This window comes from Bariatricus sp. TF06-38A, assembly GCF_027690675.1.
In the GTDB taxonomy this organism is placed as follows: Bacteria; Bacillota; Clostridia; order Lachnospirales; family Lachnospiraceae; genus Allocoprococcus; species Allocoprococcus comes.
Genome location: NZ_JAQFCE010000001.1, coordinates 126780 through 142041, shown reverse-complemented (window position 1 = coordinate 142041; position 15262 = coordinate 126780). Strand labels below are relative to the sequence as shown.

General features: G+C 42.1%; 11 protein-coding genes and 1 riboswitch. Of the genes, 6 read left to right on the top strand and 5 right to left on the bottom strand.

The window, feature by feature from the left end; translation table 11 throughout:
• Positions 1-6 precede the first annotated feature (6 nt).
• The gene (locus PG418_RS00585) at positions 7-783 is read right to left on the bottom strand and encodes an enoyl-CoA hydratase-related protein (RefSeq protein WP_022220767.1); all 777 of its coding nucleotides are present in this window, start codon (positions 781-783) and stop codon (positions 7-9) included.
• A gap of 28 nt (positions 784-811) precedes the next feature.
• Positions 812-1993, bottom strand: a complete 1182-nt coding sequence (locus PG418_RS00580; RefSeq protein WP_022220768.1) for an acetyl-CoA C-acetyltransferase — start codon at positions 1991-1993, stop codon at positions 812-814.
• A 342-nt stretch (positions 1994-2335) separates the two neighbouring features.
• On the opposite strand from PG418_RS00580, the gene ptb reads away from it, so the two are divergent.
• Positions 2336-3247, top strand: coding sequence for a phosphate butyryltransferase (ptb, locus tag PG418_RS00575; protein ID WP_055261295.1), 912 nt, complete (start codon positions 2336-2338; stop codon positions 3245-3247).
• 13 nt (positions 3248-3260) lie between these two features.
• Positions 3261-4331 carry a butyrate kinase gene (buk, locus tag PG418_RS00570; RefSeq protein WP_173686724.1) on the top strand — a complete coding sequence of 357 codons (1071 nt, stop codon included), beginning with the start codon at positions 3261-3263 and terminating at the stop codon, positions 4329-4331.
• A 349-nt stretch (positions 4332-4680) separates the two neighbouring features.
• Here buk and PG418_RS00565 read toward each other — a convergent pair whose 3' ends face one another.
• Positions 4681-5862: an acetyl-CoA C-acetyltransferase gene (locus tag PG418_RS00565; protein WP_022220828.1), complete on the bottom strand. Its 1182-nt coding sequence runs from the start codon at positions 5860-5862 to the stop codon at positions 4681-4683.
• Between the two features lie 262 nt (positions 5863-6124).
• Positions 6125-6210, top strand: a riboswitch (ZMP/ZTP riboswitch).
• Between the two features lie 210 nt (positions 6211-6420).
• Between PG418_RS00565 and pflB the strand changes: the two genes are divergently transcribed.
• The 3 genes from pflB to PG418_RS00550 all read left to right on the top strand — a co-directional run bounded on the left by pflB (position 6421) and on the right by PG418_RS00550 (position 10769).
• Entirely contained in the window at positions 6421-8673 is a 2253-nt protein-coding gene (pflB, locus tag PG418_RS00560; protein WP_455346597.1) for a formate C-acetyltransferase, read from the top strand.
• 181 nt (positions 8674-8854) lie between these two features.
• Positions 8855-9598, top strand: a complete 744-nt coding sequence (gene pflA, locus PG418_RS00555) for a pyruvate formate-lyase-activating protein (RefSeq protein ID WP_008371941.1) — start codon at positions 8855-8857, stop codon at positions 9596-9598.
• 97 nt (positions 9599-9695) lie between these two features.
• Entirely contained in the window at positions 9696-10769 is a 1074-nt protein-coding gene (locus tag PG418_RS00550) for a M24 family metallopeptidase (protein WP_455346595.1), read from the top strand.
• A gap of 43 nt (positions 10770-10812) precedes the next feature.
• Here PG418_RS00550 and PG418_RS00545 read toward each other — a convergent pair whose 3' ends face one another.
• Positions 10813-11226: a hypothetical protein gene (locus PG418_RS00545; protein WP_498836937.1), complete on the bottom strand. Its 414-nt coding sequence runs from the start codon at positions 11224-11226 to the stop codon at positions 10813-10815.
• Between the two features lie 94 nt (positions 11227-11320).
• Positions 11321-14419, bottom strand: coding sequence for an InlB B-repeat-containing protein (locus PG418_RS00540; protein ID WP_498836936.1), 3099 nt, complete (start codon positions 14417-14419; stop codon positions 11321-11323).
• Between the two features lie 427 nt (positions 14420-14846).
• On the opposite strand from PG418_RS00540, the gene PG418_RS00535 reads away from it, so the two are divergent.
• Positions 14847-15191: a helix-turn-helix domain-containing protein gene (locus PG418_RS00535; protein WP_498836935.1), complete on the top strand. Its 345-nt coding sequence runs from the start codon at positions 14847-14849 to the stop codon at positions 15189-15191.
• Positions 15192-15262 lie beyond the last annotated feature (71 nt).

Below are 15262 nucleotides of genomic sequence, written 5' to 3'. Positions count from 1 at the left end.
ACGAACTTATTTATTAAGGAAAGCTTCTACTTTTCTCTTTTCAAGGAATGCTGCCATTCCTTCTTTCTGGTCGTAAGATTCAAAGCATCCGCCGAAGAGCTTTTCTTCTACTACGATTGCCTCATCCATTCCCTTTTCAAGACCTTCATTGATTGCCTGTTTGCAGTGTCTTACTGCGATCGGTGCATTCTTTGCAATGCCTGCTGCCATCTTCTTTGCTGCCGGCATCAGTTCTTCCTGCGGATATACGGCATTTACAAGACCGATTCTGTAAGCTTCGTCAGCTTTGATATTTCTTGCAGTGTAGATCATCTGCTTTGCCATACCAGGTCCGACAAGTCTTGCAAGTCTCTGTGTTCCACCAAATCCAGGTGTAATTCCAAGGCCAACCTCCGGCTGTCCGAATACTGCATTGTCTGAACAGATACGGATATCACAGCTCATGGAGATTTCACATCCGCCACCAAGAGCGAATCCATTAACTGCTGCGATTACCGGGATCGGAAGTGTTTCGATCTTACGGAAAATATCATTTCCTTTCTTACCAAAAGCTTCTCCCTCTTCTTTTGTAAGAGTACTCATCTCAGCGATATCTGCACCGGCTACAAAAGATTTTTCTCCTGCTCCTGTAAGGATCAGGCATCTGACTGCATCAAGATCAACACCGTCGATCGTTGCATCAAGTTCATCAAGAACTGCACTATTCAGTGCGTTCAGTGCCTTTGGACGGTTAATGGTAATAATTCCAACCTGTCCTTCTACTTCATATGTAATAAATTCCATCATCAACATCTCCTTTTGATCTGGTTTATTAATCACGTTCTACGATTGTAGCGCATCCCATTCCGCCACCGATACAAAGTGTTGCAAGACCTTTCTTTGCATCACGTTTCTGCATCTCATGAAGAAGTGTAACAAGGATACGGCATCCTGAAGCTCCTACTGGATGTCCGAGAGCAATTGCTCCACCGTTTACATTTACTTTATCCATGTCGAATTTCAGATCATGTGCTACTGCAAGTGACTGTGCTGCGAAAGCTTCGTTTGCTTCGATCAGATCCATATCATCTACAGAAAGCCCTGTCTTAGCCATTACTTTATTCGTAGCTGCAACCGGTCCGACACCCATGATAGATGGATCTACTCCGCCGAGTGCTCCTGCTACCCATGTTGCCATCGGTGTAACGCCGAGTTCTTTTGCTTTTTCTTCACTCATAACAACGATTGCTGCTGCTCCGTCATTGATGCTGGAAGCATTTGCTGCTGTTACAATACCATCTTTTTTGAATGCCGGACGAAGTCTTGCGATTCCTTCTGCTGTTGTTCCCGGACGCGGTCCTTCATCTGTATCAACTACGATGGTTTCTTTTTTCTTCTTCACTTCTACAGGAACAATCTCATCTTTGAATTTTCCTGCTTCGATTGCTGCGCAGGCTTTCTGCTGGCTTGCTGCTGCAAATTCATCAAGCTGTTCTCTTGTGAGTCCCCACTGTTCTGCTACATTCTCAGCAGTGATTCCCATGTGATAGTCATTGAATGCATCCCAAAGTGCGTCATTTACCATTGTATCAATCATCGGTGCATTACCCATTCTGTATCCATAACGTGCGTTTTTCAGTGCATATGGAGCCATAGACATATTTTCCATACCGCCTGCTACAACGATATCAGCATCTCCTGCCTGGATCATCTGTGCAGCCATGTTCACACAGTTAAGTCCGGATCCGCAAACAACGTTAACCGTAACTGCCGGTGTCTCGACCGGAAGACCTGCTTTTAAAGAAGCCTGACGTGCAACGTTCTGTCCAAGACCTGCCTGAATTACACAACCCATATATACATGATCAACCTGTTCCGGAGCAACACCTGCTCTATTTAAAGCTTCTTTGATAACGATAGATCCTAATTCCGGTGCCGGAGTTGTAGAAAGAGCTCCACCCATACTTCCGATTGCTGTACGACACGCACCTGCTAACACGATTTTCTTTGCCATCACTTTTTCCTCCTTTTACATCTTAATGGTAAGTATCACTTCTTATTAAATATATACTGTTTTACTTTCCGTTTTTAAGATTTTCGCAAGGGACTTTTTTGTCCTCTTTTTTTAATATACTACCCATTTCCCGTTCTGTCAAATATTTATCAATCATTTTTTATCATTTAATTTTCTTTTAACATTTTCACCAACATTTTTTCACAATACATCTGCATTATTCGTCATTTCCAACACACCACTTTTATATTGACCTTTCCCAGATATGGTGCTACACTTAAGATTGTTAAAAATTATTCAACCAGAATACTATAATTAAATTATGAATGAGAAGGTGTGAAAATGAGCAAAAGTTTTGAAGAATTAATCTCAAAAGCAAATCAAAAAACCTTAAAGAAAGTCTCTGTTTCCAACGCACAGGATGAGCCGGTACTGCAGGCTGTCAAAGCTGCAAAAGAGCAAAATATCGCAACAGCCATCCTTGTCGGTGATGAAGCCAAGATCCGCGAGATTGCCGCTTCTATTGATATGGATCTGACAGATTTCGAAATCATCAATGAGCCTGATACCGAAGCAGCTGCATTAAAGGCTGTTGAGCTTGTACACAACGGCAAAGCTGATATCCTTTTAAAAGGATTGCTTGAAACAAAGACATTCTTAAAGAGCGTATTGAATAAAGAAGTCGGACTTCGTACCGGAAAGATGCTGTCTCATGTATGCGTATTTGAGATTGAAGGCATTAACCGTCTTCTGTTCTTCACAGACGTAGCTTTCAATACATATCCAACCCTTGCAGATAAAGTCAATATCATCAACAATGCAGTAGAAGTCGCACATGCATGTGGCATCGAATGCCCGAAGGTTGCTCCTCTGTGTGCAGTTGAAACAGTGAATCCAAAGATGCAGCCAACAGTCGATGCCGATAATCTCACCAAGATGTACGAGAGTGGCGATTTCAAAGGATGCCAGATCTACGGACCACTTTCCATGGATCTTGCGATCGATCCGGAAGCAGCTGTTCACAAAGGTGTGACTAATCCAGTAGCCGGACATGCTGATATTCTCCTCTTCCCGAATATCGATGCAGGAAATATCACATATAAGATTCTTGTCCGCACTGCAAAGGTCAAGATCGGTAACGTACTTGTCGGAACAAGCGCTCCGGTTGTACTTACATCACGTTCTGATGATTTCCAGACAAAACTGAATTCTATCGCTCTTGCGACCGTAATCGCAGGATCGATCACAGACTAAGGAGGATCTTTTTATGAGCTATAAAATTTTAGTAATCAACCCGGGATCTACTTCTACCAAGATCGGTGTGTACGAAGACGAAACTTTGTTATTCGAAGAAACACTCCGTCATTCCACCGAAGAGATTGCAAAATATGCAACCATCGTTGACCAGAAAGATTTCCGTAAAGAACTGATCGTAGATATTCTCGCAAAGAACAGCTTCGACATCAAATCTCTGAATGTTGTAGTAGGACGAGGCGGACTTTTAAAACCGATCCCAGGTGGAACCTATCCAGTATCTGACGCACTTCTTGCTGACTTAAAAGCAGGTGTGCAAGGACAGCATGCATCGAACCTTGGAGGCATCCTTGCCCGCGAAATCGGTGATGAGATCGGAGTTCCTTCTTACATTGTTGACCCGGTTGTTGTCGATGAGATGGAACCTGTTGCAAGATATTCCGGAATCCCGGAACTTCCGCGTATCAGTATCTTCCACGCACTGAACCAGAAAGCAGTTGCCAAACGCTACGCCAAAGAACAGAGTGTATCTTATGACTCCCTGAACCTGGTCGTTGTACATATGGGTGGCGGTGTATCTGTCGGTGCTCATAAAAATGGCAAAGTTGTCGATGTCAACAACACGCTTGACGGAGACGGACCTTTCTCACCGGAACGTTCCGGCGGTGTACCGGCAGGCGCACTCGTAAAAATGTGTTTCTCCGGTCAGTACACACAGGATGAAGTATATAAAAAGATCAACGGGAAAGGCGGTCTCAACGGATACCTTGGAACCAACAACATGCGCGACGTTGCAGAACGTGCCTTTGAAAAGGGTGACGAAGAAGCAGCCGGTGTATTCCACGCATTCACTTACCAGGTTGCCAAAGAAGTCGGCGCCATGGCAGCCGTACTTAACGGCAAAGTAGACCAGATCCTTCTCACCGGCGGTATCGCATACAGCGATTATGTAACATCCGAGATCAAGGAAAAAGTCGGATTCATCGCCCCAATCACCGTCTACCCAGGAGAAGACGAACTCCTCGCTCTCGCCCAAGGCGCTCTTCGTGTATTAAACGGCGAAGAAAAACCTCTGGTATATTAATTTTTTTCAAAGCCCTAAAACATGCAAAACGCATATATCTCATCGTAGAAAAAAGTCTGGCACACCTCGCCAGACTTTTTTAGTTACTACGCTTTTATTTAATAATGTCAATAGCTTCGAGGGACAAATTGGGCAAAAGATATTGCGTCTATTCGTCTTTTGTGCAATGGAGATAAAACCCAAAAATCGTGGAAGCCTCTGCTGAACACGATTTTCGCTTTAGGGGGTTCATCGGAATGGTTTGCACAACTAGAATAGACGCATTATCTTTTGCCCAATTTGTCAACACAACCTAAATCATTCAAAAAAGGCAGACACTTAAAAAGTATCCACCCTTTTTTTTCTATCCCTAATCTCTTTTAACTACAGCAGAGCATCCCATTCCGCCACCAACACAAAGTGTTGCAAGTCCTGTATGTACATCTTCTTTCTGCATCTCATACAACAAGCTTACAAGGATTCTCGCACCTGAGCAGCCAACCGGATGTCCGAGAGCAATGGCTCCACCGTTCACATTCAGTTTGCTAAGATCAAATCCAAGATCCTTTCCAACTGCTACTGACTGTGCTGCAAATGCTTCGTTTGCTTCGATCAGATCAAAATCTCCGATCTCCATTCCCAGCTTCTTCATAACCTTACGTGTTGAATAAACCGGTCCGATTCCCATGATTGCCGGATCACATCCTGCGAGTTCTCCGCCGATCCATGTTGCCATAGGTGTTACGCCAAGCTCTTTTGCTTTTTCTTCGCTCATAACGATAAGTGCAGCTGCACCATCATTGATTCCGGATGCGTTACCTGCTGTAACCATACCGTCTTTCTTAAATGCAGGACGAAGTTTTGCAAGACCTTCTTTTGTGATTCCTTTACGAGGACCTTCATCTGTATCTACAAGAATCGTTTCTTTTTTCTTCTTCACTTCGACCGGAACAATCTCGTCTTTAAATTTACCTTCTGCCATTGCTTTTTCACATTTGTTCTGAGACCATGCTGCAAATTCATCCAGTTCTTCTCTTGTAAGTCCCCACTGTTCGCAGATATTTTCTGCTGTGATTCCCATGTGATAATTATGGAATGCATCGGTCAGACCATCCTTGATCATAGCATCTTCGATTGTCGCATTTCCCATACGATATCCATAACGTCCGTTTCTCAACATGTACGGAGCCATTGTCATATTTTCCATACCACCTGCAACGATGATATCTGCATCTCCAGCTGCGATCAGCTTCGCTGCAAGGTTTACACAGTGAAGACCGGATCCACAAAGTACGTTGATAGTTGTTGCCGGTACTTCATTCGGGATTCCTGCATATACAGCTGCCTGACGTGCCGGGTTCTGTCCGTTGCCAGCCTGGATAACATTTCCCATATACACTTCGTCAACCTGATCCGGAGAAACGCCCGCTCTTTTGAGAGCTTCTTTGATTACGATCGTTCCAAGTTCTACAGCCGATGTATTTGCAAACTGTCCGCCCATTACACCGATTGCTGTACGACATGCTCCTGCTAAAACAACTTTTCTTGCCATGATAAAAATCCTCCTTTATTTTGTAAATCACCTGATGTTTTTATTATAATCCTCTAAAAAACAGAATTCAATAGATGCTTGATATTTTTTTAACATTTTTTATGTTCTATTCCAGGTACATGCCTCAATTCGATTGAGAGATTTCTTGATAAATGTTAAGCTTTTCTCGGTATTTATACTTATTGACACTCACATCATTATTATGTTTTTTTCAAAAAAACAATTTTGTCATTGACATTTATATAGCAATTTGTTAAATTAAAGTTGCTCATATGACTGACGGAAGTGGAATGAACCACAGGGAAATATGAGGATTTGATTATTTAGCCGACCGTCTGGGCGATTCAGCTCAGATGCCGGCTTTTTTTACGCATTTTTATAAGATTTTTCATAAATCAGGGCTATATAAAAGCGTAAACATCCATCGGTTCTTCTAGCTGAACCTTTTCATATGTCTGGAATTTGCCAGAACTTTCCGGGCATAAACCGCAGCAACACAGTGTATAATAACCGGGTCATAGGTACTATGGCTCACCCACAAGAAGGAGGAATAACCAAATGATGCAGAAAGAACAATGGCAGGGATTTGAAGGAAGACTCTGGAAAGAAGAAATCAACGTTCGTGATTTTATCCAGAACAACTACACACCTTACGAGGGAGATTCTTCATTCCTTGCAGACCCGACCGAAGCAACAAACCAGCTCTGGGGCAAGCTTCAGGAACTCCAGAAAGAAGAACGTGCAAAAGGCGGCGTTCTGGATATGGAAACAGAAGTGGTATCTTCTCTTACCGCTTACGGTCCAGGTTATATCTGCGAAGAACTGAAAGATAAAGAACAGGTTGTGGGTCTTCAGACTGACAAACCTCTGAAACGTGCATTTATGCCGTTCGGTGGAATCAAAATGGCTGAGGAAGCATGCAAAACTTACGGATATGAACCAAACCCGAAATTCCATAAAATCTTTACAGATTATCATAAAACACATAACCAGGCAGTATTTGATGCCTACACACCGGAAATGAAAAAAGCACGTCACGCAAAAATCCTTACCGGTCTTCCGGATACTTACGGAAGAGGACGTATCGTCGGTGACTACCGTCGTGTTGCTCTTTACGGCATCGATCTTCTGATCGCTATGAAGCAGGACGATCTCGCAAACTGCGGATACGGATCCATGCGTGACAATGTCATCCGTCAGCGAGAAGAACTTGCAGAACAGATCCGTGCCCTCAAGGGTATGAAAGAAATGGCTGCTATCTACGGATTCGACATTTCCGAGCCGGCAAAAAATGCAAAAGAAGCATTCCAGTGGCTGTACTTCGGATACCTTGCAGCAATCAAGACTCAGAACGGAGCTGCCATGAGTGTCGGACGTGTATCTACCTTCCTTGATATCTACATCAAGAGAGATATGGAAGCAGGAATCCTTACCGAAGAAGAAGCTCAGGAATTAGTTGACCATATGACAATGAAATTCCGTATGGTTAAATTCGCACGTATCCCATCTTACAACCAGCTCTTCTCTGGTGACCCGGTTTGGGCTACACTGGAAGTCGGCGGAATGGGACAGGACGGACGTTCTATGGTAACAAAGACAGACTACCGTTTCCTGCACACCCTGGAAAACATGGGACCTTCTCCGGAACCGAACCTGACTGTTCTTTACACAGAACGTCTTCCGAAGAACTTCAAGGACTACGCTTCACATATTTCTATTGAAACAAGTTCTATCCAGTACGAAAATGATGATGCAATGCGTCCGGTATGGGGCGATGACTATTCTATCTGCTGCTGCGTATCTGCAACACAGACAGGTAAAGAAATGCAGTTCTTCGGAGCAAGAGCAAACCTTGCAAAATGCCTTCTTTACGCGATCAACGGTGGTGTCGACTGCAAGTCAAAAGATCAGGTAGGACCGGCTTACACACCAATCACTTCTGAATACCTTGATTATGATGAAGTAATGGCTAAATACGACAAGATGATGGACTGGCTCGCTGGACTGTATGTAAACGTACTGAACCTGATCCAGTACATGCATGACAAATACTACTATGAAGCATCTCAGATGGCACTGATCGATACCGATGTACGTCGTACATTTGCAACAGGTATCGCAGGATTCTCTCATGTAGTTGACTCCTTAAGTGCGATCAAATATGCAAAAGTGAAAACAATCCGTGACGAAAACGGACTCGTTGTAGATTTCGAGACAACCGGTGATTTCCCGAAATACGGAAATGATGATGACCGCGCAGATGATATCGCAGTATGGCTTCTTCAGACATTTATGAAGAAACTGAAAAAGCATCACACCTACCGTGAATCCGAACCGACAACTTCTATCCTTACCATTACCTCAAACGTTGTATATGGAAAAGCTACCGGTGCTCTTCCGGACGGAAGAAAAGCAGGCGCACCGCTTTCACCTGGAGCAAACCCGAGCTACGGTGCAGAACAGAACGGACTTCTTGCTTCCCTGAACTCCGTTGCCAAGCTGCCTTACGAATGGGCACTTGACGGAATCTCTAACACCCAGACCATCAACCCGGATGCAATCGGACATACTCCGGAGGAGCGCATTAACAACCTGGTAAATGTTATGGACGGATACTTCTCACAGGGTGCTCACCATCTGAACGTCAACGTATTCGGAACAGAAAAACTTCTTGACGCTATGGAACATCCGGAAAAAGAAGAATACGCAAACTTTACGATCCGTGTATCAGGATATGCGGTTAAGTTCATCGACCTTACACGCGAACAGCAGCTCGATGTGATCGCAAGAACCTGCCACGATCGTATGTAATTACCGAACTTACACTCTTTTGCCAAACATATCGTTATGCTGGAAGTCATGCATTTTAAAATGCATGACTTTCGGCACATACAGAGATGCTGCTGGCAGCTTTTCCTGCATACTAAGGCATTTAAAAGACTCTGCCTGATCCGCAGTTTTCCAATCACACAATGAAAAAGGAGATTTTCATATGACTCAAATCAAAGGACTTATTCACTCTACAGAAAGCTTTGGTTCTGTTGACGGGCCTGGGGTACGTTTTATTATATTTGTTCAGGGATGTCCACTGAGATGTCAGTTCTGCCATAACCCTGACACCTGGAATATGACAGATAAAAACGGCGCCACCTGGCGCAGTGCCGATGAGCTTCTTGCGCAGGCTCTGCGTTACCGCACTTACTGGAAAAATGGTGGTGGAATCACCGTAAGCGGCGGAGAACCTCTCCTTCAGATTGATTTTCTGCTGGATCTTTTCAAAAAAGCAAAGGCAAAAGGTATTCACACAACGATTGATACTGCAGGCGGTCCTTTTACCAGAGAAGAACCATTTTTCTCCAAATTCCAGGAGCTGATGCAGTATACCGATCTTCTTCTTGTTGATATCAAGCATATCGATGAAAAATCTCACAAAGAGCTGACCGGAAAAACAAATAAAAACATTCTGGATATGATCCGCTTTCTCTCCGATATCAAAAAACCTGTCTGGATCCGCCATGTGCTCGTACCGGAGCGCAGCGACTATGATGAATACTTAAACCGGTTAAATGATTTTATCCAGACACTTGATAATGTAGAAAGAGTAGAAATCCTGCCTTATCACACACTTGGTGCCTACAAATGGAAAGAGCTGGGACTTGATTATCCTCTCGAAGGGATCAATCCACCTTCGAGAGAACGTGTGGAAAATGCAAAAAAAATCCTGCACTGTTCGTAAGACATATTTTAAAAAATAGATGGCAGCTTTCTCTTCATATTTTGCCTGTAATGTGCTATGATTGGTGTAGTGTATTTAAGAGAGGAGAATTATAGCAATGAACGAAAGAATGGAACGCGTATTGCAAAAAATGGAAAAAAAAGGAATCGATCAGTTACTTGTATCTGATCCACTCAGCATCCGCTTTTTAACGGGCATCATGGTACATCCAGGGGAAAGATTGTACGCTCTGCTGCTTCGTACAAACGGAAAGCACACCATGTTTTTGAACTATCTGTATTATGTATCTGATACAGGATTTGAAGAAGTATGGTTCAGTGATATGGATGATCAGATCGGGGTTCTGACAGAACATATCGATACCAAGGGCGTAATCGGTATCGACAAAGCATTTCCTGCTCGTTTCCTGATCCCGCTTCAGGAACGCTGCCCGGAACTGAAAACGATATGGGGATCTGACTGTGTAGACGGTGTTCGTGCTGTTAAGAATGAAGAAGAAATCAAGATCATGAGACAGGCATCTATAATCAATGACATGGTTATGGAAAGAGCTGCTGCCTACATTAAAGAAGGCATGACAGAAAAACAGATTGCTGATTTCATTGAAGCAGAATACTACAAAGAAGGCGCAACAGGACTCAGCTTTGATACGATCGTATGCTTCGGTGCTAACGCTGCTGACCAACATCACTCACCAAGCGAGACAAGAACTTTGAAAGCCGGAGAATGCGTTCTGATCGATATGGGATGCATCTGGAACGGTTATTGCTCAGATATGACAAGAACCTTCTACTGCAAGAGCGTAGACGAAGAACAGGCCGCAATCCATGACCTTGTTCGTACAGCGGTTGAGAAAGCAGAAGCCATCATCAAACCAGGCGTACGTTTCTGTGATATCGATGCGCAGGCAAGAGATCTCATCGGCGAAGCAGGATACGGAGAATACTGGAAGATTCGTCTTGGACATTTCATCGGCCAGGAAGACCATGAATACGGTGATGTAAGCCCGATCAACAAGAACGTAGCTGAACCGGGTATGATCTTCTCGATCGAACCGGGAATCTACATCGAAGGCAAATACGGTGTACGTATCGAGGACCTCGTTCTCGTAACAGAAGACGGATATGAACTTCTTAACGTAGTAGATAAAAAATATAGAACAGTTGGTTAATTGTTCTTCCATTACTTCAATATAGAACCAAAAAAGACACGCATTACTGCGTGTCTTTTTTGGTCAACCCCTGAATCGCGTTAACAATTTCCATATACGTTTCTTCGATTGCATCCTGTCCGGGAACCCCACGTAAAAGTGTATTTCCCTTCTCTACAGCTGCTTTCAGCTCATTTACGGATTCATCGGTATAGGTCTCTGTATTAATAGATTCTGTGTTGTCAATTAATGCTTTTAACTGCGTCTTGTCTAACTTCTGTGGTTTGATGGTAATTGTATCACCAACTTTTTGTGTGGTACTCTTTCCCCCACTCAAATTTTGCCGTACAAAATAAATACCTCCACCAATCACCACACATGCAAGAAGTATGACAAGAACAGAACCTATCTCTGTCCCGCGGTCACGATGAGTTTTCTTTGGTCTTTTTGCGATAGTTGGATTCGTATGCTTATTCATATAGAAATATCCTTTATAAACTTCAGGTAGCTGGGAGAGAACTCACAGCCACCTGATTAAATTCACATCATCTGTGCTTATTGCTAAGACCAGATTATGCGTTTCTTCTTCTGAAGAATGCTACAACTGCTGCAGCACCTGCAATAAGAAGAGTTGCTACGTATACAAATACGTTGCTGTGATCACCTGTCTGAACTGTGTCAGATTTCTTTTCATCTGCTTTCTTTGCAGATTTTTTCTTGGTGTCTGTTGTTTTCTTTGTTTTGTCTTTTGTTGTTGTCTTATCGCCATTAGCCGGTTTTTCCGGATTTGTTGGCTCTACCGGATTAACTGGATCTACCGGATCAACTGGGTCTACTGGATCAACTGGATCTACCGGATCAACTGGAGTTTCTTTCTTTTCGAATTTAGCTGTTACTGTGTAGTTGTCAGCTACTCCATATGGGAACATGATTGAAGTTGCATCTGCATCAAGTGTGTAGATTACTTCTCCAGCTTCATTTGTTACTTCCCAACCTGTGAACGTATATCCATCATTTGCTACTACTGTCGGAAGGAATCCAAGACAGTAATCTGCTTCCTGAAGGTTCTTGTTCTCAAGTTTTGTTGCTCCTTCATATCCTTCGAAGTATCCTTCTTCTTCGTTGATTACAACATCAGCGTTTACTACTGCTACTTCTTCTGGTTCTTCATCCTTTTCAAGAACAGCTGTTACTGTATAGTCATCAGCTACTCCGTATGGGAATGCAATTGATGTAGAATTAGCATCAAGGTTGTAGATTTCTTCTCCGGCTTTGTTTGTTACAACCCAGCCTTTGAATGTATATCCGTCATTTGCTACTACTGTCGGAAGGAATCCAAGATTGTATTCTGAATCCTGAAGGTTATTGTTGTACAGAGTTGTTGCTCCTTCATATCCTTCAAAGTATCCTTCTTCTGGATTGATTACAACGTTTGCATTTGCTACTGCTACTTCTTCTGGTTCTTCATCTTTTTCGAATACAGCTACTACTGTGTAGTTGTCTTCTACTCCGTATGGGAATGCGATTGAAGTTGTATTAGCATCAAGGTTGTAGATTTCTTCTCCAGCTTTGTTTGTTACTTTCCAGCCCTTGAATGTATAGCCGTCATTTGCTACTACCTTTGGAAGGAAGTTAAGGAAGTAATCATCATCCTGAAGATTGTTGTTGTTCAGAACTGTTGCTCCTTCGTATCCTTCGAAGTATCCTTCTTCTGGATTGATTACAACATTTGCATTTGCTACTGCTTTTTCTTCTGGGTTCTTTTCAAGAACAGCTGTTACTGTGTAGTCATCAGCTACTCCGTATGGGAACATGATAGAAGTTGTTGCTGTATCAAGATTGTAAACTTCTTCTCCAGCTTTGTTTGTTACTTTCCAGCCCTTGAATGTATAACCTTCGTTTGCTACTACTGTCGGAAGGAATCCAAGTTTGTAATCGCTTTCCTGAAGATTTTTATTTTCAAGTTTTGTTGCTCCTTCATATCCTTTGAAAGATCCTTGGTCACCGTTGATTACGATATCAGCGTTAACTACTACTTCTTCAGCCGGTTCTTCTGTCTTTTCGTATGTAGCTGTTACTGTGTAATCATCAGCTACTCCGTATGGGAATGCAATTGTTTTTGCTGAAGGATCAAGTTTGTAAACTTCAGTTCCTTCGCTGTCTGTTACTACCCATCCTGTGAAAGTATAGCCGTCATTTGCTACTACTTCCGGAAGAAATTCAAGGTTGTAGTTGCTGTCCTGAAGATTTTCATTATGAAGTTCTTTTGTTCCTTCGTATCCCTTAAAGTAACCTTTTTTAAGATCAGTCACAACTGTTGCATTAACAACTTTTGTTGTTTCAACTTCTGCGAACTGAGCTTCAATTTTAAGATATGCTACATTAGAACCCTCTGCATAATGAGCAAGTCCTTGGATGCCAAATGTCTTAGAATCTGCATCCCAAGCACCTACTTCTTCATCAACTCCATTTGTAACTCTCCAACCAATAAATTTGTATCCTTCTTTAGCTTCTACTTTTGGAAGTTCATAAGCCTGTTCACTGTCTTCCTCAAGATTAGCAAATGAAACTAACTCAGAACCGTCATACTCCGGGAATGAACCCTTATTTCCATCTACTGTGATAGCAACATCTACTGTTCTTTTTACGTTCTGTGTGAAAGTAGCTTCTACAGTATAGTCATCAGCTTTTGCAGGATCAAACGCGATGGAAGAAGTAGTTGTATCAAGATTGCTGTAAACTTCTTCTCCAGCTTTGTTCGTTACTTTCCAGCCTGTCCATGTGTAGCCATCTTTTGCTACTACTTTCGGAAGATATCCAAGTGTATAATTGCTTTCCTGAAGATTATTATTGGTTGTTTCATGAGTACCATCTTCACCGTATTCTTCAAAGTAACCTTTTTCTTTGGCAACTGTGACTTTTGCATTAACAACCTTAACAGCAGCTTCTTTTTCTTTAAACTGAGCAGTAAATGTTACATATCCATCATTTGAACCTGGTGCATAGAATGCAAGTCCTCCAACATAGAATGTTGTAGAATTAGCATCCCAATATCCTTCATTAGCACCCTCAATCTTCCATCCAGTAAATTCGTATCCTTTTTTTGCTTCTACTTTCGGAATTGGATGTGCTTCACCATCATTTTCATCTAATACATAATTTACATCTTTAGCGCCTGCTGGATCTGTAATAGTTCCCTTTTCAGAATCTACGTTAAATGTAACATGAGCTGTTTTCTGTGTTTCAGCCGGAGTATTCTGCTTAAATGTAGCCTCTACCTTGTATGCTCCCTTTACAGTACTAACAATCTGATATCCAGTCTGTGTCGTATCTATAACATGGTCAACAAATCCGTCTGGTGCTTCAATTTCCCAACCTGTCCATGTCCATCCATCAAGAGCTACTACCTGTGGTAAATAAATGCTACTACCGTATCCTAAGTAATCATTAGTTAATACAGGTGTTTTAGAATCCCATCCACTAAAATATCCTTTTGATGTATCAACATGTACATCCGCATACATATCTCCACGATCTTTAGTTTCATCTGTAGCAGCATATGTAGAAACACTGTTGTTATCTGCTGCCACAACTGGAACAGCGTTGACTCCAACGAGCATTACTGCGACAGAGAACGCACATGCCTGATGAAGTACTCTTCTCTTTTTCATCTTTAATTTCCTCTCTTTCTGATATTACATGTTATATGCTTTATTGCATACGTATCCTATCTTCAATATTATAAGTCTTAATTTCTAGGAAGTCAACACAGCTTGCGCTTTTTCTAAGCCTTCCCCGTGTTTTTTCTCATAAACATCTTCCGTTTTGTTCACTTTGACGAATCGTTAATTTATTCATTATTTAATTTGTCATTTTTTTGCTCTTTAATGTTTTTTGTACCTGTTTCCTTGTTTTCTCGAAATGTCTCGAAATATCTCGCAACAATATATTTTGTCTTATTTTTTAGGACTTTTAATCTCTAAATGTACTTTTTATAAGACTTTCTACATTCTGACATCTATTTCCTTTATAATAGGTAATAACGCATACAGATTTCGCTTATAATATATAAGAACTCTTAGAAAGGAAGACCTGCTCATGGAACATATTGGAGAAATTCTCCGGTCTTCACGGGAAGATCATTTTTTAACCCAGAAAAAAGTAATGGAGCTGACCGGCATCAACCGCAAGACTCTGTCCGGTTATGAGAACAATGTAGCTGAACCAGATCTTGACACATTTGCCAGATTGCTCCGCTTATATCAACTTTCTGCGGATGAAGTATTAGGAATTAAGACTTCTACCCCCCCCTCGCATTTTTCCCTTTCGCGCTGCGAACGAAAAATGCTTACTCTTTTCCAAAAATTTGACACCAGCCACCAGGAAGAGCTTTTGATTCAGTTTCAATCTCTCGCAGACTATCTCGATAAAAAATCAAAATAAATTGTCATTGCTTTTTCCTGCTCTGACCATTTATAATGAATTTATACTATGTTTGAAGGGGGAACATTTTC

Bases quoted from the DNA above. Each gene is read 5' to 3' on its own strand.
- PG418_RS00535 (WP_498836935.1), top strand. From the start codon at position 14,847: ATGGAACATATTGGAGAAATTCTCCGGTCTTCACGGGAAGATCATTTT.
- ptb (WP_055261295.1), top strand. From the start codon at position 2,336: ATGAGCAAAAGTTTTGAAGAATTAATCTCAAAAGCAAATCAAAAAACC.
- buk (WP_173686724.1), top strand. From the start codon at position 3,261: ATGAGCTATAAAATTTTAGTAATCAACCCGGGATCTACTTCTACCAAG.
- PG418_RS00565 (WP_022220828.1), bottom strand. From the start codon at position 5,862: ATGGCAAGAAAAGTTGTTTTAGCAGGAGCATGTCGTACAGCAATCGGT.
- pflB (WP_455346597.1), top strand. From the start codon at position 6,421: ATGATGCAGAAAGAACAATGGCAGGGATTTGAAGGAAGACTCTGGAAA.
- pflA (WP_008371941.1), top strand. From the start codon at position 8,855: ATGACTCAAATCAAAGGACTTATTCACTCTACAGAAAGCTTTGGTTCT.
- PG418_RS00545 (WP_498836937.1), bottom strand. From the start codon at position 11,226: ATGAATAAGCATACGAATCCAACTATCGCAAAAAGACCAAAGAAAACT.
- PG418_RS00550 (WP_455346595.1), top strand. From the start codon at position 9,696: ATGAACGAAAGAATGGAACGCGTATTGCAAAAAATGGAAAAAAAAGGA.
- PG418_RS00540 (WP_498836936.1), bottom strand. From the start codon at position 14,419: ATGAAAAAGAGAAGAGTACTTCATCAGGCATGTGCGTTCTCTGTCGCA.
- PG418_RS00585 (WP_022220767.1), bottom strand. From the start codon at position 783: ATGGAATTTATTACATATGAAGTAGAAGGACAGGTTGGAATTATTACC.
- PG418_RS00580 (WP_022220768.1), bottom strand. From the start codon at position 1,993: ATGGCAAAGAAAATCGTGTTAGCAGGTGCGTGTCGTACAGCAATCGGA.